Origin of the sequence: Pantoea sp. R102, assembly GCF_004916815.1 — a bacterium.
GTDB classification, from domain to species: Bacteria; Pseudomonadota; Gammaproteobacteria; order Enterobacterales; family Enterobacteriaceae; genus Pantoea; species Pantoea dispersa.
Window position 1 is genome coordinate 1 of the sequence record NZ_SDFT01000230.1, and the last position, 22,074, is coordinate 22,074.

The window sequence follows — 22,074 nt, forward strand, 5'->3', positions numbered from 1 at the left end:
GCGCAGCATTACCCTGATTTCGCCGTCTAAAACCTTCAACATCGCAGGGCTGGGTGCGTCCATGGCCATTATCCCTCATCCCGAACTGCGGAAACGCTTTAAGCAGGTGCGTGAAGGCATCGTACCGGGCGTGGATATTCTGGCGCTGGTAGCGGCGGAAGCCGCATGGCGCGGCGGTGATGCGTGGCTGGCAGACCAGCTGGCTTACCTGCGCGCCAATCGTGACTGGCTGGTGCAGCAGGTGAATGCGCTGCCGGAACTCAGCATGGTCGCGCCAGAGGCCAGCTACCTCGGCTGGATTGACGCCAGCCAGCTGGATGTCGCCAGCCCGGCGCTGTATTTCGAAAAACACGGTCTCGGTTTCTCGCCGGGCCGTGATTTCGGCGACGATCGCTTCGTGCGCTTCAACTTTGGCTGCACGCACGCCACCCTGCAGCAGGCGGTATCGCGCCTGCAGCAGGCGGTGGCAGCGCGGCGCTAAGCCTGTTCGCTGGCAACGATCTCCTCCAGCCGCCACGGATGAAACTTGATGGTAGTTTGCCCGTCCGTCACCGCTAAGGTCGGATTGGGCAGACGTTCGTTTTCGCCCTGCGGCGTGCTGGTTTTAAACGCGATGCCCGGCTGCGTCAGCGCCTCATCTGCCAGCAACGCCATCGCACGCATGCCCAGCGTTTCCGGCTCGCCGCGCAACACAATTTCCACATGCTCCCAGCCTTCATGGCGATACAGCTTCTCACCAGGCCACGGCAGCTCGATCACATCCACCTGCCAGCCCGCTATCCGCAGCGGCTCATGCAGCTTAAACAGGCAGATCGGCCGTCCGTTGATCATCGCTTCGGAAAACTGATCGCCGATTTGCAGTAACCCGGCTTTCCAGCGCTCTGCCGTGGCGAACTGGTGACAGCGCACCGCCACGTGGTCCGCCTCATGCTGCGTGAGGTCAAGGCCGAGGCGTGACGCAAAATGTTGCAAAGCCTGTTCAAATCGGGACAGGTCTTGTTTTAAGTCACTCAGTTCTGAAGGAAAATCCAGATTCATACGTTAAATACCTCAAACTCAGTTCAGATCTTTTAATCAATAAAAAAACAGGGCTGCCGCAGCTTTCGCTTGACAAAATGCTCGGATTCATCCGATTTCACGCCAGAAACCTTCAAAAACCGCATAAATCGCCCCTCTCTTTCGGATTAATCGCGTAATCAGGTCCACACGTTACTTTATAAAAGCGCCTTAACCAACTGTTATTATTAACAATAGTTAATACAATGAGATAACTCTTATTTACCCGTCAATCAATTGCAGTAGCTGACCCTTTCTTATAAATTTGGGTTTCACAACTACAAGGAATGGCCCTATGTCTATGCTCATTGTTGTCGCGGTCCTGATAGCCTTGATGGGATTTGCAATTTCCCGCCACTGGAAGGTGCGTGAAGACAAAAGCGTTAAAAATCCCCGTCGCCACCCGCGCCGCCGTTAACCGGCGCGCGGGCCTGCGTCCACCGGCAGCCATAACCGATTGCTGACGCACCCCAACATTTCACGTATACTTCCCCTCTTATTTTTTCCGTCCCGACACGCACGCGGGATGACGACATCGGCTCGCCCTCAGCTGGCGGGCCTTTTCAGCATATGAAGGTAACGCGGTGAATATTCAGGCTCTTCTTTCCGATAAAGTCAGTCAGGCGATGGTGGCGGCAGGCGCACCGGCCGATTGCGAACCGCAGGTTCGTCAGTCTGCAAAAGTGCAGTTCGGCGATTACCAGGCGAACGGTATCATGGCCGTGGCGAAAAAGCTCGGTCAGGTGCCGCGCCAGCTGGCTGAGCAGGTAGTTCAGCATCTGGATCTGGCTGGCATCGCCAGCAAAGTCGACATCGCCGGTCCCGGCTTTATCAACATCTTCCTCGACCGCCAGTGGCTGGCACAGCAGGCCGCGCAGGCGCTGCAGCTGCCACGCCTGGGCGTCAGCGAAGTGACACCTCAGACTATCGTGATTGACTACTCGGCGCCCAACGTGGCGAAAGAGATGCACGTCGGTCACGTGCGATCCACCATCATCGGTGATGCCGCAGTGCGCACCCAGGAGTTTCTCGGTCATCACGTCATCCGCGCTAACCACGTCGGTGACTGGGGCACACAGTTTGGCATGCTGATCGCCTATCTGGAGAAGCAGCAGAACGAGCACCATGAAGATATCGCGCTGGCTGACCTTGAAGCCTTCTACCGCGAAGCGAAACGCACCTATGACGAAGACGAAGCCTTCGCCGAGCGCGCCCGCGGCTACGTGGTGAAACTGCAGGGTGGCGACGAATATTGCCGCGCCATGTGGAAAAAGCTGGTGGATATCACCATGAGTCAGAACCAGCAGGTGTATGACCGCCTCAACGTTACCCTGACGCGTAAGGATGTGATGGGTGAAAGCCTGTATAACGACATGCTGCCGGGCATCGTCGCCGATCTGCGCGAAAAAGGGCTGGCAGTGACCAGCGAAGGCGCCACCGTGGTCTTCCTTGATGAGTTCAAAAACAAGGAAGGTGAACCGATGGGCGTGATCATCCAGAAGAAGGATGGCGGCTATCTCTACACCACCACCGATATCGCCTGCGCCAAATATCGCTACGAAACGCTGCATGCCGATCGCGTGCTGTACTACATCGATTCCCGCCAGCATCAGCATCTGCAGCAGGCGTGGACCATCGTGCGCAAAGCGGGCTACGTGCCGGAGTCAGTGCCGCTGGAGCACCATGCGTTCGGCATGATGCTGGGCAAAGATGGCCGTCCGTTTAAGACGCGCAGCGGTGGCACCATCAAACTCTCCGATCTGCTGGATGAAGCCGTTGAGCGCGCCCATGCGCTGGTCAGCGAGAAGAATCCGGAGATGAGCGCGGCAGAGCTGAAAGAGCTGGCGGAAGTGGTCGGCATCGGCGCGGTGAAATACGCCGACCTGTCGAAAAGCCGCACCACCGATTACATCTTCGACTGGGACAACATGCTGGCGTTTGAAGGCAACACCGCGCCGTACATGCAGTATGCCTACACGCGTGTGCTCTCAGTATTCCGTAAAGCGGGCATTGAGGCAGACAGCCTGCACGGTGATATCATCCTGACTGACGAGCGCGAAGCGCTGCTGGCGACCCGTCTGCTGCAGTTTGAAGAGACCATCACCCAGGTCGCGCGCGATGGCACCCCGCACGTGATGTGTGCTTATCTGTACGATCTGGCCGGTCTGTTCTCGGGCTTCTATGAGCACTGCCCGATTCTCTCCGCCGAAGAGGAAAACGTACGCAACAGCCGTCTGCAGCTGGCTGCGCTGACGGCGAAAACCCTGAAGCAGGGGCTGGATACGCTGGGCATCAAAACCGTCGAGCGAATGTAAGCCTAAAAAAACCCGCTGCGGCGGGTTTTTTATTGGCTATTGGCTATTTGCTATTGGTAATTGACCATCACTTCACTGCTCACCACCCGCAGACCGGGCGGCAACGCCCCCTGCCCCTGAAAGCCGAAAGCCAGATGCAGCGTTTCATCGGCTGCCACGTTGGCGAGCCCGCGCGTGCTGCCACTGGCGCCGTCCAGCTCCACGCAGCGCTGACTGGCGCACAGCCGCACCAGCAGACCGGATGGCGCCGGTCGGCTCAGCGTGTAGCGCCAGTTTACCAGCGAAATAGTCCCTGCAGCCGCTGAAGGCGCTTTGAGCGCCGGCGACAGCAGCCAGTTGCCGCGCACGCCAAGGCTCGGGCCGCTGGCGCTGGCCTGCCACGCACCGCTGGCGGCTTTGCCCGTTAGCGGCAGCGCCAGCAGCGCCGCCAGCAGCCATGAGAGCGTCACGCCGCGCATTATTTGCCGCCTATGGTAGCAGTCATGCGGATCTGCCGGTTATCGGTCAGCTCCATATTGGACAGCACCACCAGCTGCGGCAGGTTGCGGCGCAGGAAGCGCGCCAGCAGCGCCCGCAGCGGATGGTTAACCAGCAGCACCGGAGGCGCACCGGTCATCTCCTGCTGCTGCAGCGCGGCCTGCGCCTGCATCAGCAGTCGATCGGCAAGACCCGGTTCCAGACCGCCACCACCCTGCAGCGCCTGCAATAGCAGACGTTCCAGTGTGGCATCCAGTCCAATCACCTGCACTTCGCCGTTGCCCGGGAACCACTGCTGGGTAATCGCGCGGCCCAGCGCGACGCGCACCACGCTGGTCAGTTCCTGCGGATCGTTCTGCACCGGCGCATGTTCGGCCAGCGTTTCGATAATGGTGCGCATGTCGCGGATCGAGACGCGCTCGGTCAGCAGATTTTGCAGCACTTTATGCAGCGTGGTCAGGGTAATCACGCCCGGCACCAGATCTTCCGTCAGCTTTGGCATCTCCTGGGTGACGCGGTCCAGCAGCTGCTGCGCTTCCTGACGTCCAAACAGCTCGCTGGCGTACTGTCCGATCAGGTGATTAAGGTGGGTAGCCACCACGGTACTGGCTTCCACTACGGTGTAGCCCTGAATCTGTGCCTGCTCTTTCAGCGCGCTGTCGATCCAGATGGCCGCAAGGCCAAACGCCGGGTCAACCGTCGCTTCACCCGGCAGCGTGCCCGCCGCCGTGCCCGGGTTAATCGCCATCCAGCGTCCCGGATAAGCATCGCCGCTGCCAATCTCCACGCCCTTCATCAGGATGCGATAGCGCGCCGGCGGCAACTCCATGTTGTCACGAATGTGCACCACCGGCGGCAGGAAGCCGACCTCCTGCGCCACCTTTTTACGGATACTGCGGATACGCCCGAGCAGCTCGCCGTTTTGCAGATGATCGACCATCGGAATCAGGCGATAGCCCACTTCCATACCGAGCGAATCTTCCAGCTGGACGTCGGTCCACGAGGCTTCGACCGTGGCCGGCGTCTCCTGCGTTTTTACCACGCTGGAGGCTTCACTTTGCTTCTTCGGCTGCATTTCGCGACCGCGCAACCACCAGGCCAGGCCGAGCAGCGCCGCGGTGAACAGCAGGAACACAAAGTTCGGCATGCCGGGTACCAGGCCCAGCAGGCCAATCACGCCGGCGCTCAGCATCAGCACGCGCGGATTGTTAAACAGCTGGCCCACCATCTGTTCGCCGACGTCCTGATCGGTGCTGACGCGGGTAACGATGACACCGGCAGCGGTCGAGATCACCAGCGCCGGGATCTGCGCCACCAGGCCGTCACCGATGGTCAGCAGCGTATAGGTTTCCCCGGCGTGGCCGAGATCCATACCGTGCTGCACCACGCCCACCAGCAGGCCGCCGATAACGTTGATCACCATGATCAGGATGCCGGCGATGGCGTCGCCGCGCACAAACTTACTGGCACCGTCCATCGAGCCGTAGAAGTCCGCTTCCTGAGTCACCTCGGTGCGCCGGCGTTTAGCTTCGTCTTCACCAATCAGGCCGGCGTTCAAATCGGCATCGATTGCCATCTGCTTGCCGGGCATACCATCCAGCACGAAACGCGCGCCCACTTCGGCGATACGTCCGGCACCTTTGGTGATGACCATGAAGTTGATGATTACGAGGATGATGAACACCACGATACCAATGGCGAAATTACCGCCCACGAGGAAGTGACCAAAGGCTTCAACCACACGCCCGGCGGCATCAGCCCCCGTATGCCCTTCCAGCAGGATGATACGCGTTGAGGCGACGTTCAGCGCCAGACGCATCAGCGTTGAGAACAGCAAAATGGTCGGGAAGGCAGCGAATTCCAGCGTGCGCTGGGTGAACATTGCCACCAGCAGCACCATGATGGACAGCGCAATGTTGAATGTAAACAGCAGGTCAAGGATGAACGCCGGCAGCGGCAATACCATCATCGACAGGATCAGCATGATCAGCACCGGACCAGCCAGCACCTGCCATTGCGTGTCTTTAAAATTGCCCGGTAAACGCAGCTTTTCGGCCAGATTAGCCATGGTTGGTGTTCTCTCCTGCAAAGTCCATCTCTGCCGGGACCGGCAGATGTTTTGGTTTGTTTGGAATCAGGCCGCCTTCGCGCTTCCAGCGTCGCAGCTGCCAGACCCACGCCAGCACTTCTGCCACGGCGGCATAGAGCGCGCCGGGAATAAACTGGCCAATTTCCGTATGACGATAGAGCGCACGCGCCAGCGGCGGCGCTTCCAGAATCGGTACGCGGTGCTCTTTTGCTATTTCACGAATGCGCAGGGCAATGTCACCGGCGCCTTTGGCAATCACTTTCGGCGCACTCATCTTGCCTTCCTGATACTGCAGCGCCACCGAGTAGTGCGTCGGGTTAGTCACGATGACGTCCGCCTTCGGCACGTCGGCCATCATGCGGCGGCGGGCGGCGGCACGCATCGCCTGGCGGATACGCCCTTTAACGTGCGGATCGCCCTCGTTCTGCTTGTGTTCATCGCGAATTTCCTGGCGCGTCATGCGCAGCTTTTTGAAGTAGCTGTAGAGCTGCCAGAACACATCAAAGCCAACCATCGGGATCAGACCAAGCATCACCAGCGCGCAGCTGATGGCGGTCATCGACAGGCCATGCTGCAGCGCATTCACCGGCGATTCGCTCATCAGACGCAGCATCTCCTGCCAGTGACTCCACAGATACCAGCCGGCCACCAGCGCCACCAGCACCGCTTTGAGGATCGCCTTCACCAGTTCCGCCCATGTCTGACCGGAGAACATGCGCGCAATGCCCGGTAACGGGTTGAGCTTTTTAAAATCGAATTTGATGGATTTTCCGCTGATGTTGATTCCGCCCAGAATCATCGGCGCGGCGATGGCCACGATCACCAGCCCGGCCATCAGTGGCAGCAGCGCGATCACCGCCTGCATCACCAGGTTGCCGATGTGCGAGACGATAATTTTATCGTCGTTGACCATGCCGTGGTCAAAGCGGAAGCCGGTGGCCACCATGCTGGCCAGCCGTTGCGCCATATTGTGGCCGCCCAGCCAGATGATCAGCAGCCCGGCCAGCAGCATCAGTACCGAAGTCAGCTCGCGCGAACGCGGAATCTGCCCCTCCTGCCGTGCTTTCTCAAGTCGGTGGGGGGTGGGCGATTCTGTTTTGTCCTCGTTGCTCTCTTCAGCCACGACATACCTCAGCTGGCAGGAATTCTGAGCATAGGATGCCAAAACCCTTCGGGTCTAAAGCGCGGATTAAGCGAGAAAAAGATGGGTTTATTTAGCCATAAGTGAAATCAGGACCTGCGCTAACCTGGTACGGGCCAATCACCAGCGAACGGTTCCGCGACCTTTGCTGCGCAATACGGTTAAGTGGTGGAGCAAGCAAAAGCCGTGCCGGACTGGCTGGGTTAAAGAAGTGGCTGCGCCCGGAAATTCCGAAAATCATAAAATTGTTTCGCCGCGCAATCTTTTTTTATCTGAAAAAATAGATAAATCTTATTTACCAATTCCCCTAAGCACCATAAGGGGGCAAATGTCGCGCCGCACACCAGCCGCGCTTGCTTACGCAAATAAATTAATGCAGCTTATCTATCGTCCCAGCCAGAACGATCTCGGCGTGCCGTTAAGGCGTTTTTTCGCCCGGTAGCACGGGATTTGCCGCGGTGCAATGGTTTGAATTCTCAAAAGTCTTAGGTAGACTTAAGTCAGCACTATCTTTCTGTAATTTGACTGTTTTTTAGTGGCCTTCTCACTGCATAATCTGCCCGCCCGCTGAGTGCGTGCCGGATACAACTCTGCAGCGATACTGATGAAAATTTGAGGATCATGGTGAATAAGAGTCTCTTGCTAACGCTGCTGGCGGCTTTAACGCTGGCGGGATGTAAAGCGCCTCCACCGCCCGTGACGGATGACACCCTGGTCACCAGCGAAGTGAACGGCGTAAAACTGGTTCATCGTCATGCAGTGGCAGCACCCGGTGAATTTACCCCGGTGAATGAGAGCTTTCGCGCGCTGTATGCCGCCTCTGTGATGACCCTGCCGGATTACGGCGGCAAAGTGGTCCGTTATCTGGATAACGCCCAAACCTTTGAGGTGCTGGGTCGCGTCGAGCACAACTGGCTGGCGATTGCAGAAGAACCCAGCGGTCAGCTGATTGGCTACGTGCCCCCCAAAGCTGGCGTGGAGAGCAGCCGCTATGATGCCACGCTGCGCAGCGACCGGCCGCGTCCCCGTCGAACTAAACAGGTCTGCGTGGCCGTGGGCGGCGCCAGTAAAGCATGCCGCACCAATGATACCGCGACCTGGATCTTAGACTGATGATGCAATCCGGCGCATATTGCCCGCAGCACACCGCTGCTTTGCGGGCTAACCGTTCCGTTATTGCCAGGATAATTGAGATTTAATGACTCAGGACTCCCTTGCCCGCGATGGCATTGTCGCGGGCAACGATAACCTTTTGCTGAATGCCGCAGCCCCGATTCTGAATGCCGTCGTGCGTATACGGCAGGCGGCGACGCACGACGATCCCGCCGGCCTGCGTCAGCTGCTGATTGAAGAGATCCGCCAGTTCGAGCAACGCTGCAAGCAGGCGGGTTTGCCATTTGAGATGATCATTGGTGCACGCTACTGCCTGTGTAGCGTGCTGGACGAAGCGGCGGCGCAAACCCCCTGGGGCACGCGCGGCGTCTGGTCCGGCAATGGCATGCTGGTGACCTTTCATAACGAAAGCTGGGGCGGCGAAAAAGTGTTCCAGCTACTGTCGCGCGTGTCGCAAAGCCCGCAGCAGCATTTATGGCTGCTGGAAGTGATTCACTACTGCCTGCTGCTGGGCTACGAAGGGCGCTATCGCGGCAGCGACAGCGGACGCGCACAGTGTGAAGGCATTCGTAAACGGCTGGCGCAGCTGATTGCGGAAACCCGCCCGGCACCACCACCGCGCGCGCCGCTGGTGGAAGTGCATCCGCTGGTCAGCACCCTGACGCGACCGATGGTGCCACTGTGGGCCTGCGTCACGCTGGCTACGCTGATTGCCTGTCTGATCTACAGCGGGCTCAACTGGCGGTTGGGCAATGCGGCCGAACCGCTGCTGCGCGCCATCTATCAAACCCCGCTGCCGCAAATCATGCCGGGCCGCCGCCCCACCTCACCGCAGGCGCTGCTCGATCTGCATCAGCGTCTTAACGACGTGATTGCCGCAGGCCAGCTGGAAGTGAGCGATGGTGCCTTTGGCAGCAAAGTGATCATCCCTGCGGACAAGCTGTTTGCGCCGGACGGTACGGTGGTAAACCAGGTTGGCCGCGCGCTGCTGGCGCACGTGGCCAGCGCGATGAAGACGGTAAAAGGCACGGTGCTGGTATCGGTCTATACCGATAATCGTCCGGTGGATGGCCGTTTCGCCTCCAGCTATGAATTCTCCTTCGCCCGCGCCCGTGCCGTTACGCAACTGCTGAATACGCAGCTGGCGGACGGTCACAGCGTTAAAGCCGAAGGCCGCGGCGACAGCAATCCGCTCTTACCCAATGACAGCAATGAAAACCGCGCCCGCAATCGCCGGGTGGAGATCACCCTGTTTGCGGCACCGGAAACCCTCGGCAACCATCAGGGAGGCCAGTGATGCGCGCATCACTCCAACATCTGTTAACCCATCGCCTGCTGTGGGGCCTGATTGGCGTCACGGCGCTGAGCTGCGTGCTGTGGATGCTCGGTCCGCTGTGGAGCTGGGGAGATACCCGTCCACTGGAGCCGGTATTCCCGCGCCAGCTGGCGGTCGGCCTGCTCTATTTCTGCTGGGTGCTGTTCCAGTTTATTCCCGCCATCTGGCGCGGCTGGTTTAACAGCAAGCTGCTCAATCGCCTGCAGGAGATGAGTCACGAAGAAGCGTCCGATCGCCAGGCGACCGAGACGCTGCTGACCCAGCGCTTCAGTGAAGCGGCGCTGCGGCTGAAACGCACTCAGTTTGGTCGCCGGCATCAGAAAAGCTGGCTGGCGCGTTTTCAGAGTCACTATCTGTATCAGCTGCCGTGGTACGTGATGATAGGCGCGCCCGGCGCCGGTAAAACCACCGCGCTGCTGAATGCTGGCCTGGAGTTTCCGTTAACTGACAGCCTCGGCAAAGAGGCGGTACGCGGCGTCGGCGGCACGCGTCACTGCGACTGGTGGTTCACCGACAGTGCAGTCTTAATCGACACCGCAGGCCGTTACGCACTGCAGGAGAGCCAGCGCGCGCGCGACGGCGCCGAGTGGCATAACTTCATAAAACTGCTTAAGCGCTACCGCACGCGCCAGCCAATCAACGGCGTGATCATGACCATCAGCGTGGCCGACCTGCTGACCGATTCCGCCGAGGCACGTCACGCCCAGGCCAGCGCGCTGCGCAGCCGCATGGTCGAGCTGCATCAGCAAACCGGCATTCACTTCCCGGTGTATGTGATGGTCACCAAAACCGACCTGCTGAAAGGTTTTATGAGCTTTTACGGCAACCTGAGTAAGCCGCAGCGCGATGCCATCTGGGGCTTCACCTTTCCGTGGGAACCGGGCAAGCCGCACAAAGATGACTGGCACCGCAGTTTTAGTGAGCGCTTTCAGCAGCTGGAGCAGCGTCTGCAGCAGCAGCTGGCCGACGTGATGGCCGGTGAGCGCGATCTCACCCAGCGCGCCGACAGCTTCCTGTTCCCGCAGGAGTTCAGTTCGCTGCGTCCGTTACTCAACGAATATCTCGACGTGGTGTTTTCCCGCCATCAGGATGAGATTGCCTGGTCGGCGCGCGGCCTGTTCTTCACCAGCGGTACCCAGGAAGGCCTGCCGTTTGACCGCATCATGGGCGAACTCAACCGTAAGCTACAGCTGCCACATACCGGCGAGTCGAGCCTTGCCGCGTGGGACAGCGTTAACCGCAGCAATCCGATTCCGGGTACCAAAGGCCAGAGCTTCTTTATTCGCGACCTGTTAAGCGACCTGGTGTTCCGCGAAAGCGGCCTCGCCGGCAGCAACCGTCACTGGGAGTATCGTAACCGGCTGCTGCACTGGATCGGTTACGGCGCGCTCACCGGCGCGCTGGTGCTGCTCTCCGGTTTGTGGCTCACCAGCTACGTGCAGAATCAGCGTTATCTCGATCAGGTCGCGGCGCGTATCGGGCCGATTACCGCGCAAAGTCAGCAGGTTATTCATCAGCCAGCCGATAATATTTTTGATCTGCTACCCTTCTTAAATAACCTGGTGAAACTGCCGCTGTCGGCGCATTTTTCTCTCGACAATCCACCGCTTACCATGCGCGCTGGACTGTATCGCGGTAACCAGGTGAGCGATGCCGCATGGGTGCTTTATCAAAATGCGCTTAAGTCTTTACTGCTGCCGCGCGTGGCCCAGCAAATTACCAACCTGCTGCGTGACGATCCCGGCACCGACAATGACTACAGCCGCAATGCGCTGCGCGCTTATCAGATGTTGTATCAGCCGCGTAACTACGACGGCGAATTTCTGCGCGGCTGGCTGATGCAAAATCTGCAGCGCACGCTGCCGGACAATGTCAGCGCGCGCGATCTGCAGCAGCTTGACTGGCACCTGAGCCAGCTGCTCGATCAGCAGATTCAGTCTTCGCCTTATGCGCGCGACAATGCGCTGATGATGCGTAAGCTTGCGGAAAATCTGAAAAATGCCGGTCAGAATGGCCGTATGCTGGCGGTTGCGCCACACACCGTATCGCAGCGATTGACCGGACACAGTGAGTAATGGTGAGGTAACCATGGCGAGTTACACCGCGCCGGGCTGGTATGGCAAATTACCGGCCACCGGTGATTTTCTGCGCCAGCGGCTCAGTGAAGCCACGGTGACGCCGTGGAGCCACTGGTTTCAACAAGGCTTAATCCACTGGCATCAGCAGGAAGAGGCCAGTACGCAACAGTTTTTACGCGCGCCGGTATGGAATTTTGTCCTGCCGCTATCGCCGCTGCGCCAGCAGGTGCAGCTGGGCTGTCTGCTGCCCTCGTGCGATCGCGTCGGCCGTGCGTGGCCGCTGCTGGCGCTGCACAGCATTCCGCTCAGCGCGTGGCATGCTTCACAGCTGGCGATCTCCGGCGACTGGTATCAGGAACTCGGCGCGCTGCTGTGGCAGGCGGTGCGCGATCGCCACAGCCCGGACGCGCTGGAGACGCAGATTCAGCAGCTGGCTCCGCTGCTGCTGCCGGATAAGCAGCGCAGCGACATCATGGATGTGATTGGTTTTGACGATTTGCCCTGCACCCTGAGCTGGCGTGAAGTGGCCGACCGTTTTGATCCCCAACAGCACATTAGCTACTGGTGGAGTAATCGCAGTGACGGCTTTGCCCACGCCACGCATAAACACAGTGGCCCGCTCACCGCGCAACTTTTTTCGTTATTGTTTAACCCGGCGGCGGGTGCCCAGCCGGGACGTAATGGCCTCTATCCACCGATGTTTGAATAGGCCAGTGCGCTTGCCTTGTTAACGGGATGACTCATGCAATTTACCATTGTGCAGTGCAATACGGATGTGCCCGCCAAAACCGTCGCGTTTAGCCCGCCCGGCGGGACCATCGGCCGCAGCCAGGATAACGACCTGGTGCTGCCCGACGAATCGCGCGCTATCTCGCGCCTGCAGGCGCTGGTGCACCTGTCGCCAGACGGCGAGTGCCGCCTGACCAACCAGGGCAGCGTCACTTCAGTGGTGCTGAACGGCGTGGCGCTGCAGCGCGGCTCGCAGGTGCGACTGCGCCACGGCGATACGCTGCAAATTGGCGAATATGGCCTGGAAGTGCGTGACCCGGCGTGTCAGAACGCACCGCAGGATGATCCGCTGGCGTTTTTTGCTGACAGCGCCGCCGATCCGCTGGCTATGCAGCAGGACGAAAGCGTGCCGGAACCGGAAGTCCTGCCGCAGAGTGACAGTCCGCGTCACGAACGCCGCCCGGACGCGCGCCTGGCGATCGATCCGCAAAGCGATGCGCCCGTAGTGCCAGCCGTGCTGGCAGGCGCCGATCAGGACAAACTGATCGCCGCGCTGCTGGAAGGCATGGGCCTGAATAATGGTCACCAGACGCCAATCACCGAAGAGCAGATGCGCGTCACTGGTCGCATGCTCAGCCTGTTTTCGCAGGGTACGGTTGCCCTGCTCTCTTCGCGCTCCATCCTCAAGCGCGGCGTGAAAGCCGACATGACGATGATCCTTAACGAAGCCAACAACCCGTTTAAAATTCTGCCTTCCGGCAAAACCGTGCTGATGCAGATGTACCAGAGCCAGATGCCTGGCTTTATGCCGCCGGAAGCGGCGGTGCGCGATGCGCTGGTGGATTTACAGGCGCATCAGCTGGGGATGATTGCCGGCATTCGCGCCATCATTGCCGCGATGCTGCAGTCGTTTAATCCGCTGCGTCTGGAAGAGGAAGCGCGCAAAGACGGCGTGCTGCCTAAGATGCCGTTCAGCGGCGGACGCAAAGCGGCGCTGTGGGACTATTTTCTCCGTCACTATCAGCGCACCGCGGGCGAGATTGAAGATGACTTCCACACCCTGTTTGGTGAAGCCTTTCTGCATGCCTACGACATGGAAGTGAATCAGTACAAAGATTCCCAGACGCGGACCGAAGACGCATGAAGATGAAGTTTGCCAGCCGCTGCCAGCAGGGTATGCGTGACGAAAACCAGGATCGCACCGGTGCCGAAGTCGATGAACAGAAAGCCTGTTTTCTGGTGTGCGACGGCGTGGCCGGTCTGCCCGGCGGCGATTATGCGGCCCAGCTGGTGCGCGATACCCTGCTGACGCAGCTGCAGCAAAGCGACACGTTCACGCCGGAGAGTACGCGCGCGGCGATAGAAAAGTGTCAGCAAACGCTGGTCAGCGCCCAGGGGAACAATCCGAATTTTTCGCGCATGAGCACCACCCTTGCCGCCCTGTTTATTGACCGCACAACGCAGCGCGCATGGTGGGCTCACGCCGGTGATAGCCGGGTTTATCACTTCCGCCACGGGGTGCTGCATCAGGTGACGCGTGACCACAGTCTGGCGCAGCAGCTGTGCGAAGCCGGCTATGAAAATACCGGCATTAACAGTAATTTACTTTATAATGCGCTGGGTATTGAGCCGGCCCGACCGGCCACCTTCAGCGAGGTGATTGAGCTGACCGATGGTGACGCATTTCTGGTCTGTACCGACGGTTTCTGGCTCAACCTCACCACCGACGAAATGGAACAGGCACTGCGCATGGTGAACGCCTGCGAAGAGTGGCTGGCATTGATGGAACAGGCCGTAAACCGCAGTGTTAAAAGCGACAATCTCAGCGCTCTGGCAATCTGGATTGGCGAACCGCAGGACGCGACGCTGCTTTATTCCCAGGCTGATGCGGCACGTTTTCTGCCGTCACGTTATTGATTGCAAGGATCATTATGAAACTGTGGTTGCCGGGCGTTGCCGCCCTGTTACTGGCCCTGAATGCGCAGGCGGAAGATTACCGGGTGGTCTACTCGCCCAGCCTTTCGCTGGAAGTCTATATCGATAACGTTGCCAGTAATGCGCCCGACGACTGGTGTAAAGAGACGCTGCCGCTGCGCATCGTGTCCGGTAAAAGCAGCGACACCAGCATTCTTACCAGCTTCCTGCCGCGCGTCGGCACGCTGCTGGCGAACCAGTGCGGCCTGCTGGATGAGATCCCCTGGCAGATGACCAGCAAAGAGGGCAGCGTGCTGGCTAACGGCAGCGCGGCAAAACTGCAGAACTGGCGGCCGATCATCCTTAACGACGCGACCGCCAGCGCCAGCGCAAATACCGCGGCGCCGCTGGATTTATCGCGTCCGGCCGACAGCACGCCGCTGCAGCACTTCGCCCTGCCCGGCGGCTGCCATTTCCGTACCTGGTGGGATGAAAACGGCGGTTCGCTGTTTATCCCTGAGAACCCGCAGCAGCATTGCTCAACCGAGGGCTGGCTGGAAGGTCCGGCGGCGATGACGCTGCTGAGTGACGGCAAAACGCGCAGCCAGACGGTAACCTTCCTGCAGGGTTATCCCATCGCCGATCTTACGCTGACCCGCACGCCGCTGGAGGTGGTAGCGGTGAACAAACAGCGCATGATTGTCACGCGGCCCGATGCCAGTGATAGCTGGCTGGTGCTGCCGTTTGATGCTCAGCAGCACGTCTGGCGTTTCAGCGGCACGCTGCTGATTAAAATGGATAAAAACACCGGCACGGATAGCGAAGCGGTGAAATCGCGGGTTGATAGCTTACGCGGCATCTGGTCGCCGCAGTTTATGCCACAGCAAAAAGTGACTGTGTTACTGATTGACACCCTGCACGCCGATCTGGCCGATCCGGCAATTGGTGCCTGGCGTAACATTAATTAATTAGCGGTTGTTGCCCGCCGTCACCGGCGTGACGGGGCGCTACAGGACGTGTTCAGAGAGCTCACTATGTCGGCAAACGAAAATCATACCCCCAATGCCCTGCCTGCGGGCTACCGGTTTAACGAGTTTGAAATCAAGGAAGTGATCGGCGGCGGCGGCTTTGGCATTGTCTATCGCGCATGGGATCATCAGCTGGAACGCACCATCGCCATTAAAGAGTACATGCCGGTGTCGCTGGCGGTACGCGGTACGGATCTGGCGCTGGAACTGCGCGGCGAGCGCTTCCAGAAACTGTTTAATGCCGGACGCAACAGCTTTATTCAGGAGGCACGGCTGCTGGCGCGCTTCAATCATCCCGGTCTGCTGCACGTCCTGCGCTTCTGGGAAGAAAACGGCACGGCTTACATGGGCACGCTCTACTACAGCGGCATGACGCTGAAAGAGTGGCAGCTCACCAGCCCGGACAGCATTGACGAAGCGTGGATTCGCCGTCTGTTACCGCCGCTGTTTGGTGCCATCAACACCATTCACACCGCCGGTTACCTGCATCGTGATATTTCGCTCGATAACATTCAGATTCAGGAAAATCAGCTGCCGGTGCTGCTCGACTTTGGCTCGGCGCGCAAAGAGATTGGCAACCTGTCGGATGAAACCGAGATCATGCTCAAGCCGGGCTTCGCGCCGATTGAGCAGTACAGCGAAGAGGGAGAAGTCGAACAGGGACCGTGGACCGATATCTACGCGCTGGGCGCGGTGCTGCATACGCTGATCACCGGCCACGCGCCGCCGGTCAGCGTGGTGCGCTGCATTGAAGATAACTACCAGCCGCTGGTGGAGCGCAAGCCTGAGGGGTATTCGCTGCCGCTGCTGCACGCGATCGACTGCGCGCTGGCGATGAAGCCGGAAGACCGGCCACAGAGTATTGATGCTTTTGCCCGGCTGATCGATCTGCCGGTGAGCGATGTCGAAGCGCTGGTGACGACCTTCCCGGTGACCGCGGAGAGCCAGCCCGTGCCGGAGCCGGTAGCGGCCGTGCCGGAACCGCAGGTAATGGCGGTTAATCATGCTGCCGCCGCGATTGAACCGGTGACGCCACGCAATGTGCGTCGTCTGTCGCCCGCCCTGCTCGCCGCCGCTGCCGTGGCGTTACTTGCCGTGGTGGTCGTAGTGTGGAAAGCCAATCGCCCGAGCGACGCACCGCCGGTGGCGGCCAGCAGCGCCCCGGCGGCGACACCCTCAGCGGGCAGCACGCCCGCCAGCAACGCGCCAACCATGGCGACGGTTTACCTGCAGTTGCAGGCAGGGGAAAATATCGTGCTGAACGGCGAAGCGAAGGATGTGAAACCCGCCAGCAGCGGTTTCGCCTCGCTGAATCTGGCGGCAGGCAGCTATCGTATTGAAGTGCATCACGGCAGTCAGGTGCGCAGCCAGATGCTGACGATTAACCAGCCGGGCACCTGGCTGATTAATCCGGGTAATTGAGGTTAGCCGCGCGCGGCGCTCTGCTGCAGCGCGCGCACTTCGGCCGCAAGGCGCGTTAACGCTTCTTCCTGCATGCCGCGTTTGCCCAGCTCCTGTTCCAGCGAAAACAGATACTGCGCATTGCTGCCGAGCGGGCCGCTGGCCTGAGCGATCAGCGGAGCAATGGTGCTGCGGCAGGAGTCGGCTTCATACAGCGGATGACGCGGATCCATGATAAACACCAGCGCCGTAACCGTGCGGCCATCCTCCAGCGTCAGTTCACACCAGGTGGGCAGATAGCAGCCGGTGATCATTTCCCGTTTCCACAGTAGCTCAAGCTCTTCATGCAGGCGCGCTTCCGGCAGGCGAAACGCCAGACCACTGGTAGAACCGCCCTCTTTCAGCGCCAGCATCCGTCCCGGTGCAGCAACGGTGCCGCGTCCGGCGGTCAGCCGCAGGCAAAAAGCACGATGCCAGCCCTCAAGCCGTCCGGTCGCCACCTCTTCCGCTTCAAAAACCGGGTTCCACATCAGGGAACCGTAGCCGAAGATCCACACCGGGCTTTGATCGGGACGACAGGCAAGCGTGGCGCAGAGCGACGCCGCGCGCTTCTCACAGCTCCACAGCAGCGCTTCGTCAATATCACCAAATGAAGTTTTGCAATCCGCTTTTAGTAAGAATTCCCGGGTTAACACTGCGATCTCCTCTACTGCGCTGACCTTCCTGTCGTTATGGCTCCCTGAATCTGCGATTTTACAGGCGGCGCCCTCGGCGTCGACTTAAGACAAGACAGTAATGCATTTGCCATAAACGTTTCAAGATTGACCCCGATCACAAAGGGGAAATTATCTGTAAATAGCATCGGCTGCCTGGCAGGATTCTTGAACGAAGCGCGGAGAAGTGTGAAGCGGGCCGCAGTGGCCCGCGCGGGAGCTAGTGTTTAGGATGCCACTTGTCGTCCTCGCCTTTGGCGTACTCTTTTTTGACCGCCGCCCAGGCGACTTTGTGTGCCACCTGCTCGCGCGATTCATCACCGCGACGATCGTCTTCATCTTTATACTGATCCCAGGCGCTGTTAAACGCCTTTTGGTAGATGGTTTGCGCATGGCCCGGCAGCACGTGGCGCACGCTGTCCGGCAGTTCCCGGTTCGATGAATAAGGCATAGTTCCTCCTGTTTCAGGTTCCCTGTATAAGTCTGGAAGATAACGGCAAAAACGCAAACCTGCTATTTCATACTTCTGCCAGCAAAAAAGGCGGGTAGTGAGGATAAGGCCAGATAATTCAGTTCTGTTCTTCCTCCTTTTACGCAGGATAGATGAGAAACACGCAACATTAACCTGCTGATGAAAAGGGTTAATTCGCTGATTAACGCGAATTTCGCTTCATTCAGATAAAAATGACAAAAAGTAAAAACGCGTAAAAAATCTGCGTGAGCAGTGGTGAAAAGTTACACTGCGCTTCGTCAGATGAGTCACTATATTTATCAGGCAGCAATTGCCTGTTTTTGTTCTTTTTGCCGAAGAGGATGGCGCATGGCTGGACATGAGAAGACCCGACACAGCGAGTATTCGCTGATTTTCCCGATTCTGGCGCTGGCGGTGCTGAGTTTTTTTGGCGGCCAGACAGCGCTTCTGCCGGTGATCGGCATCAATCTGCTGGCGCTGGTAGCGATTTTAAGCAGCGCCTTCAGCGTAGTACGTCACGCCGACGTTCTGGCGCACCGGTTAGGTGAACCCTACGGCTCGCTGATCCTCAGCCTGTCAGTGGTAATTCTGGAAGTGAGCCTGATTTCGGCGCTGATGGCGACCGGCGATGCAGCGCCCGCGCTGATGCGCGATACGCTCTACTCCATCATCATGATCGTTACCGCCGGACTGGTGGGCTGTGCCCTGCTGCTTGGCGGGCGTAAATTTGCCACCCAGTACGTTAACCTGGCCGGCGTGAAACAGTACATGATTGCCATTTTCCCGCTGGCGATTCTGGTGCTGGTGTTTCCCAATGCCCTGCCCGGCGGCAATTTCACCACCGCGCAGGCGCTGATCATTGCGGCGATCTCTGCGGCGATGTACGGCGTGTTCCTGCTGATTCAGACCAAAACCCACCAGAGCCTGTTTGTTTACGAGCATGAAGACGAGAGCGATGATGGCGACCCGCACCACGGTAAGCCTTCCGCGCACAGCTCGCTGTGGCACACCGCGTGGCTGATTGTGCATCTGATTGCGGTGATCAGCGTGACCAAGATGAACGCCAACTCGCTGGAAATGCTGCTCACTGAAATGAACGCACCGGAGCAGTTTACCGGCTTCCTCGTCGCGCTGCTGATTCTGTCGCCGGAAGGTCTGGGTGCAATCAAGGCGGTGCTGATGAATCAGGTGCAGCGCGCGATGAACCTGTTTTTCGGTTCGGTGCTGGCCACCATTTCATTGACGGTGCCAACGGTGACCATTATCGCCACCCTGACCGGTCAGCAATTGATTTTCGGCCTTGAGCCGCCGCATATGGTGGTGATGAGCGCGGTGCTGATTCTGTGCCACATCTCGTTCTCCACTGGCCGCACCAACGTGCTCAACGGCGCAGCGCATCTGGCCCTGTTTGCCGGCTATCTGCTGACGATTATGCTGTGATGTTAAATGAAGTGGTCGCCATGAATGGCGACCCTACAGCGCAGGGTGCGCATTCATGTGCATCAGGTGAATCGGTCGTCATGAACGGCGACCGTACAATGTAGGGTGCGCATTTATGCGCACCTGAATAGAGATATCTTAACAGCTCAATGACGGGGATGGTTTCAACGTCATCTTACTGATTGATAACAATCAGTTACTGGTATCCAGCTCCGGGAAGCTTTTAACCAGATCGTCAATCGCTTTCATCTGCGCCAGGAACGGTTCCAGCTTATCGAGCGGCAGCGCGGACGGGCCGTCGCATTTGGCGCTGTTCGGTTCCGGGTGTGCTTCGATGAACAGACCGGCGATGCCTACCGCCATGCCCGCACGCGCCAGTTCGGCAACCTGTGCACGACGACCGCCGGAAGCCGCGCCAAACGGATCGCGCGTCTGCAGCGCATGGGTAACGTCAAAAATCACCGGGCTGTTGTTAGTGACCTTCTTCATCACATTGAAACCGAGCATATCAACCACCAGGTTGTCATACCCGAAGTTGCTGCCGCGATCGCACAGAATCACCTTGTCGTTGCCGCCTTCGGCAAACTTATCGACAATATTGCCCATCTGGCCCGGGCTGACGAACTGCGGCTTCTTCACGTTGATCACGGCACCGGTTTTCGCCATCGCTTCCACCAGATCGGTCTGACGCGCCAGGAAGGCCGGCAGCTGAATCACGTCCACCACGTCGGCAACCGGCTGCGCCTGCCAGCTTTCGTGCACGTCAGTGATAATTTTCACGCCGAACGCCTGCTTCAGCGCCTGGAAAATTTTCATGCCTTCGTCGAGGCCAGGGCCACGGTAAGACTTGATGGAAGAGCGGTTGGCTTTGTCAAAAGAGGCTTTGAACACATACGGAATGCCGAGCCTGTCGGTTACCTTCACGTAATGTTCGCAGATGCGCATGGCGAGATCCTGGGATTCCAGCACGTTCATGCCGCCGAAGAGAACAAATGGCAGATCGTTTGCGACCTTGATATCGCCGATACTCACTACTTTCTGTGTCATGCCCTTTCCTTAAATGTCGGGGGACGCTTAGTGCAGCGTCACCTGTTTCTGTTCAATTGCGTGGATCTGCACTTTAATCATCTCGCTGACCGGGTCTTCAGGACACTGTTCAACGAAATAGGTCAAATCGGTCAGTGCGATATGCTCGCACTCCAGCTGGGCGTAAATCAAACCGCGGTCGCGAATCTCATAGGGATCGTCCGGGTCGATTTGCAGCAGCACCTGGCTGACGTTGAGCGCCAGCTCCATCTGCTTCTCATCCATCAGCGCCGCTTTCAGCGTGTCGAGCATTTTGCGCATCACGCTGACGGTTTTCGCTTCATCGAGGTCGTCAGAATAGAGCTTTGCCGTCGGGCTGATGTTGCCTTTCAGCCACACTTCCAGCGTATGGGTGTCGAGCGTCTCACCATTAAACGGATTGATCAGCCACATTTCACCGTCGAGCCAGTCAGCACGCAGAATCAGCTGCGTCGGGAAAATCACCGGCATCAGCGGCAGCTCTAGCTCATCCGCAATGTGCAGCAGAATCACGCCGAGTGATACCGCCGTCCCCTGCCGGCTCTTCAGCACTTTATCGATCCACAGCGCGTCTGACAGATTGTAGACGCCGCTGGCACCGCCAAAGCCCCACTGCTGGTAAAACAGATCGAGCAGCTTCTCCAGCTGCAGATCCGCATCCTGTTCGCTACTGACATAGCGCCGCGCCTCTTCAACCAGGTCAGCCAGCTGCTGCTGGACGGAAGGCGCGGAAAAATCATTGCGTATGGCGCAGGTCGCGCCAATCACCGCTTCACTTAACGGTGTTTCACTGTAATCAAGTTGCACTGGCGAGGTCATACTATCCCCAATAACGGCATTTTGGTCATCGCCAGTTTAATCACCAGTAATAATGCGACCACGGCGACTAAACAGGCGACCCAGCGGGTCGCCATGCTGCGCGGGCGACGACTCAATGCCACGGAACCTAAGGCGATGTAGATGATAACCGCTAACAGCTTCTCCGTCAGCCAGCTTCCTTGTGGGGTAAACGGATAAAAGTGGGTAATCAGCACCAGCAGTGCACCGCTGAGCAGCAGGAATGTATCGTTGATGTGCGGCGCAATGCGCACCCAGCGGCGCTGCAGCAGGGCAGATCCGGTGGTCAGCCAGTAAAAACGCAGCAGAAACAGTGTGATGGTGATCGCGACCGTCAGCAGATGGAAATTTTTAATCAGCGGATACCAGCTGGCCATAGTGCTTCCTTAAGTAAGTTGTCCAAGCGTGACGCGCGGATTGCCGCCGTAATCCTCAACGGTAGTAACCGCCTTAAAGCCATTACGGGTTAATAGCGCGCGTACAGCCTCGCCCTGCTGCCAGCCGTGTTCCAGCAGCAGCCAACCCTGCGGCTGCAACCAGTGCGGCGCGCGTTCAATGATTAATCGTAAATCGGCCAGCCCGGCCTCTTCCGCTACCAGCGCGCTGAGCGGCTCAAAACGCACGTCGCCCTGCTGCAGATGTTCATCGGCGGCATCAATGTAAGGCGGATTGCTGACAATCAGATCGAAACGTTGGGCGGGCAGATCGTCGAACCAGTGGCTGAGCACAAATCCGGCGTTGGTGAGGTGCAGGCGCAGAGCGTTATCCTGCGCCAGCGCAACCGCGGCGGCGATGCGATCGCAGCCGGTAATCTGACAATCGGGCCGCTCGCTGGCCAGCGCCAGCGCAATGGCGCCGGTGCCGGTGCCG

23 protein-coding genes are annotated in these 22,074 nt (G+C 58.7%); 13 read left to right on the forward strand and 10 right to left on the reverse strand.

What is annotated here, in order from left to right; translation table 11 throughout:
- Nucleotides 1–481: aminotransferase class I/II-fold pyridoxal phosphate-dependent enzyme (locus ERD80_RS20240; protein ID WP_348769908.1), on the forward strand; the 481-nt coding region annotated here is incomplete at its 5' end.
- On the opposite strand, the gene ERD80_RS20245 is transcribed toward ERD80_RS20240, so the two are convergent.
- Nucleotides 478–1,038 carry a VOC family protein gene (locus tag ERD80_RS20245; RefSeq protein ID WP_136548306.1) on the reverse strand — a complete coding sequence of 187 codons (561 nt, stop codon included), beginning with the start codon at nt 1,036–1,038 and terminating at the stop codon, nt 478–480. The genes ERD80_RS20240 and ERD80_RS20245 overlap by 4 nt on opposite strands.
- A gap of 313 nt (nt 1,039–1,351) precedes the next feature.
- Between ERD80_RS20245 and ERD80_RS23030 the strand changes: the two genes are divergently transcribed.
- Nucleotides 1,352–1,474: a hypothetical protein gene (locus tag ERD80_RS23030; RefSeq protein WP_007889544.1), complete on the forward strand. Its 123-nt coding sequence runs from the start codon at nt 1,352–1,354 to the stop codon at nt 1,472–1,474.
- Nucleotides 1,475–1,640: 166 nt separating this feature from the next.
- Nucleotides 1,641–3,371 carry an arginine--tRNA ligase gene (argS, locus tag ERD80_RS20250; protein ID WP_031280190.1) on the forward strand — a complete coding sequence of 577 codons (1,731 nt, stop codon included), beginning with the start codon at nt 1,641–1,643 and terminating at the stop codon, nt 3,369–3,371.
- A 50-nt stretch (nt 3,372–3,421) separates the two neighbouring features.
- Here the strand turns inward: argS and ERD80_RS20255 are convergent, their stop codons facing one another.
- From ERD80_RS20255 to flhB, 3 genes are read right to left on the reverse strand one after another with little or no spacing between them, the layout of a single operon-like run.
- Nucleotides 3,422–3,829, reverse strand: a complete 408-nt coding sequence (locus ERD80_RS20255) for a flagellar protein FlhE (RefSeq protein WP_058771217.1) — start codon at nt 3,827–3,829, stop codon at nt 3,422–3,424.
- Nucleotides 3,829–5,916: a flagellar biosynthesis protein FlhA gene (gene flhA, locus ERD80_RS20260; protein ID WP_136548307.1), complete on the reverse strand. Its 2,088-nt coding sequence runs from the start codon at nt 5,914–5,916 to the stop codon at nt 3,829–3,831. Before flhA ends, ERD80_RS20255 begins: the two co-directional genes overlap by 1 nt.
- Nucleotides 5,909–7,060, reverse strand: a complete 1,152-nt coding sequence (gene flhB, locus ERD80_RS20265; RefSeq protein ID WP_021509953.1) for a flagellar biosynthesis protein FlhB — start codon at nt 7,058–7,060, stop codon at nt 5,909–5,911. The genes flhA and flhB overlap by 8 nt, the downstream gene beginning before the upstream one ends.
- A gap of 163 nt (nt 7,061–7,223) precedes the next feature.
- On the opposite strand from flhB, the gene ERD80_RS20270 reads away from it, so the two are divergent.
- The 9 genes from ERD80_RS20270 (at nt 7,224) to ERD80_RS20310 (ending at nt 16,698) form a co-directional block, all read left to right on the forward strand.
- Nucleotides 7,224–7,520 carry a hypothetical protein gene (locus tag ERD80_RS20270; RefSeq protein ID WP_136548308.1) on the forward strand — a complete coding sequence of 99 codons (297 nt, stop codon included), beginning with the start codon at nt 7,224–7,226 and terminating at the stop codon, nt 7,518–7,520.
- Nucleotides 7,521–7,699: 179 nt separating this feature from the next.
- Nucleotides 7,700–8,191, forward strand: coding sequence for a hypothetical protein (locus ERD80_RS20275; RefSeq protein ID WP_021509952.1), 492 nt, complete (start codon nt 7,700–7,702; stop codon nt 8,189–8,191).
- A gap of 85 nt (nt 8,192–8,276) precedes the next feature.
- Nucleotides 8,277–9,488 (forward strand): type IVB secretion system protein IcmH/DotU, encoded by a 1,212-nt coding sequence (gene icmH / locus ERD80_RS20280; protein ID WP_058774571.1) that lies wholly within the window; start codon nt 8,277–8,279, stop codon nt 9,486–9,488.
- The gene (gene tssM, locus ERD80_RS20285) at nt 9,488–11,602 is read left to right on the forward strand and encodes a type VI secretion system membrane subunit TssM (protein WP_021509950.1); all 2,115 of its coding nucleotides are present in this window, start codon (nt 9,488–9,490) and stop codon (nt 11,600–11,602) included. Before icmH ends, tssM begins: the two co-directional genes overlap by 1 nt.
- Nucleotides 11,603–11,615: 13 nt before the next feature.
- Nucleotides 11,616–12,314 carry a type VI secretion system-associated protein TagF gene (gene tagF / locus ERD80_RS20290; protein WP_058771215.1) on the forward strand — a complete coding sequence of 233 codons (699 nt, stop codon included), beginning with the start codon at nt 11,616–11,618 and terminating at the stop codon, nt 12,312–12,314.
- A 33-nt stretch (nt 12,315–12,347) separates the two neighbouring features.
- Complete coding sequence (tagH, locus tag ERD80_RS20295; RefSeq protein ID WP_136548310.1) at nt 12,348–13,478, forward strand: type VI secretion system-associated FHA domain protein TagH; 1,131 nt, start codon at nt 12,348–12,350, stop codon at nt 13,476–13,478.
- Nucleotides 13,475–14,251, forward strand: coding sequence for a PP2C family serine/threonine-protein phosphatase (locus ERD80_RS20300; RefSeq protein ID WP_136548312.1), 777 nt, complete (start codon nt 13,475–13,477; stop codon nt 14,249–14,251). Before tagH ends, ERD80_RS20300 begins: the two co-directional genes overlap by 4 nt.
- Before the next feature lie 14 nt (nt 14,252–14,265).
- Nucleotides 14,266–15,216 (forward strand): hypothetical protein, encoded by a 951-nt coding sequence (locus ERD80_RS20305; RefSeq protein ID WP_058757494.1) that lies wholly within the window; start codon nt 14,266–14,268, stop codon nt 15,214–15,216.
- Nucleotides 15,217–15,282: 66 nt separating this feature from the next.
- Nucleotides 15,283–16,698, forward strand: a complete 1,416-nt coding sequence (locus ERD80_RS20310) for a serine/threonine-protein kinase (protein ID WP_136548314.1) — start codon at nt 15,283–15,285, stop codon at nt 16,696–16,698.
- A gap of 2 nt (nt 16,699–16,700) precedes the next feature.
- Here the strand turns inward: ERD80_RS20310 and ERD80_RS20315 are convergent, their stop codons facing one another.
- Both ERD80_RS20315 and chaB read right to left on the reverse strand, forming a co-directional pair.
- Nucleotides 16,701–17,372, reverse strand: a complete 672-nt coding sequence (locus ERD80_RS20315; protein WP_021508695.1) for a gamma-glutamylcyclotransferase — start codon at nt 17,370–17,372, stop codon at nt 16,701–16,703.
- A 238-nt stretch (nt 17,373–17,610) separates the two neighbouring features.
- The gene (chaB, locus tag ERD80_RS20320; RefSeq protein ID WP_021313035.1) at nt 17,611–17,841 is read right to left on the reverse strand and encodes a putative cation transport regulator ChaB; all 231 of its coding nucleotides are present in this window, start codon (nt 17,839–17,841) and stop codon (nt 17,611–17,613) included.
- A 369-nt stretch (nt 17,842–18,210) separates the two neighbouring features.
- Between chaB and chaA the strand changes: the two genes are divergently transcribed.
- Entirely contained in the window at nt 18,211–19,302 is a 1,092-nt protein-coding gene (chaA, locus tag ERD80_RS20325) for a sodium-potassium/proton antiporter ChaA (RefSeq protein ID WP_021508693.1), read from the forward strand.
- 192 nt (nt 19,303–19,494) lie between these two features.
- On the opposite strand, the gene kdsA is transcribed toward chaA, so the two are convergent.
- The 4 genes from kdsA to ERD80_RS20345 form a co-directional block, all read right to left on the reverse strand.
- Nucleotides 19,495–20,349, reverse strand: coding sequence for a 3-deoxy-8-phosphooctulonate synthase (gene kdsA, locus ERD80_RS20330; protein ID WP_136548316.1), 855 nt, complete (start codon nt 20,347–20,349; stop codon nt 19,495–19,497).
- A gap of 27 nt (nt 20,350–20,376) precedes the next feature.
- Complete coding sequence (sirB1, locus tag ERD80_RS20335) at nt 20,377–21,186, reverse strand: invasion regulator SirB1 (protein WP_021509943.1); 810 nt, start codon at nt 21,184–21,186, stop codon at nt 20,377–20,379.
- On the reverse strand, nt 21,183–21,581 hold the full coding sequence (locus ERD80_RS20340) for a SirB2 family protein (RefSeq protein WP_058757490.1): 399 nt from the start codon (nt 21,579–21,581) through the stop codon (nt 21,183–21,185). The genes sirB1 and ERD80_RS20340 overlap by 4 nt, the downstream gene beginning before the upstream one ends.
- A 9-nt stretch (nt 21,582–21,590) precedes the next feature.
- Nucleotides 21,591–22,074, reverse strand: a 484-nt coding sequence (locus ERD80_RS20345; RefSeq protein ID WP_136548318.1) for a peptide chain release factor N(5)-glutamine methyltransferase, incomplete at its 5' end; no start/stop codon positions are given.

Excerpts from the sequence above, each read along its gene's own strand:
- ERD80_RS20245 (WP_136548306.1), bottom strand. The coding sequence starts at position 1,038 with ATGAATCTGGATTTTCCTTCAGAACTGAGTGACTTAAAACAAGACCTG.
- ERD80_RS23030 (WP_007889544.1), top strand. The coding sequence starts at position 1,352 with ATGTCTATGCTCATTGTTGTCGCGGTCCTGATAGCCTTGATGGGATTT.
- ERD80_RS20255 (WP_058771217.1), bottom strand. The coding sequence starts at position 3,829 with ATGCGCGGCGTGACGCTCTCATGGCTGCTGGCGGCGCTGCTGGCGCTG.
- flhA (WP_136548307.1), bottom strand. The coding sequence starts at position 5,916 with ATGGCTAATCTGGCCGAAAAGCTGCGTTTACCGGGCAATTTTAAAGAC.
- ERD80_RS20275 (WP_021509952.1), top strand. The coding sequence starts at position 7,700 with ATGGTGAATAAGAGTCTCTTGCTAACGCTGCTGGCGGCTTTAACGCTG.
- icmH (WP_058774571.1), top strand. The coding sequence starts at position 8,277 with ATGACTCAGGACTCCCTTGCCCGCGATGGCATTGTCGCGGGCAACGAT.
- tssM (WP_021509950.1), top strand. The coding sequence starts at position 9,488 with ATGCGCGCATCACTCCAACATCTGTTAACCCATCGCCTGCTGTGGGGC.
- tagF (WP_058771215.1), top strand. The coding sequence starts at position 11,616 with ATGGCGAGTTACACCGCGCCGGGCTGGTATGGCAAATTACCGGCCACC.
- tagH (WP_136548310.1), top strand. The coding sequence starts at position 12,348 with ATGCAATTTACCATTGTGCAGTGCAATACGGATGTGCCCGCCAAAACC.
- ERD80_RS20300 (WP_136548312.1), top strand. The coding sequence starts at position 13,475 with ATGAAGATGAAGTTTGCCAGCCGCTGCCAGCAGGGTATGCGTGACGAA.
- ERD80_RS20305 (WP_058757494.1), top strand. The coding sequence starts at position 14,266 with ATGAAACTGTGGTTGCCGGGCGTTGCCGCCCTGTTACTGGCCCTGAAT.
- ERD80_RS20310 (WP_136548314.1), top strand. The coding sequence starts at position 15,283 with ATGTCGGCAAACGAAAATCATACCCCCAATGCCCTGCCTGCGGGCTAC.
- chaB (WP_021313035.1), bottom strand. The coding sequence starts at position 17,841 with ATGCCTTATTCATCGAACCGGGAACTGCCGGACAGCGTGCGCCACGTG.
- chaA (WP_021508693.1), top strand. The coding sequence starts at position 18,211 with ATGGCTGGACATGAGAAGACCCGACACAGCGAGTATTCGCTGATTTTC.
- kdsA (WP_136548316.1), bottom strand. The coding sequence starts at position 20,349 with ATGACACAGAAAGTAGTGAGTATCGGCGATATCAAGGTCGCAAACGAT.
- sirB1 (WP_021509943.1), bottom strand. The coding sequence starts at position 21,186 with ATGACCTCGCCAGTGCAACTTGATTACAGTGAAACACCGTTAAGTGAA.
- ERD80_RS20340 (WP_058757490.1), bottom strand. The coding sequence starts at position 21,581 with ATGGCCAGCTGGTATCCGCTGATTAAAAATTTCCATCTGCTGACGGTC.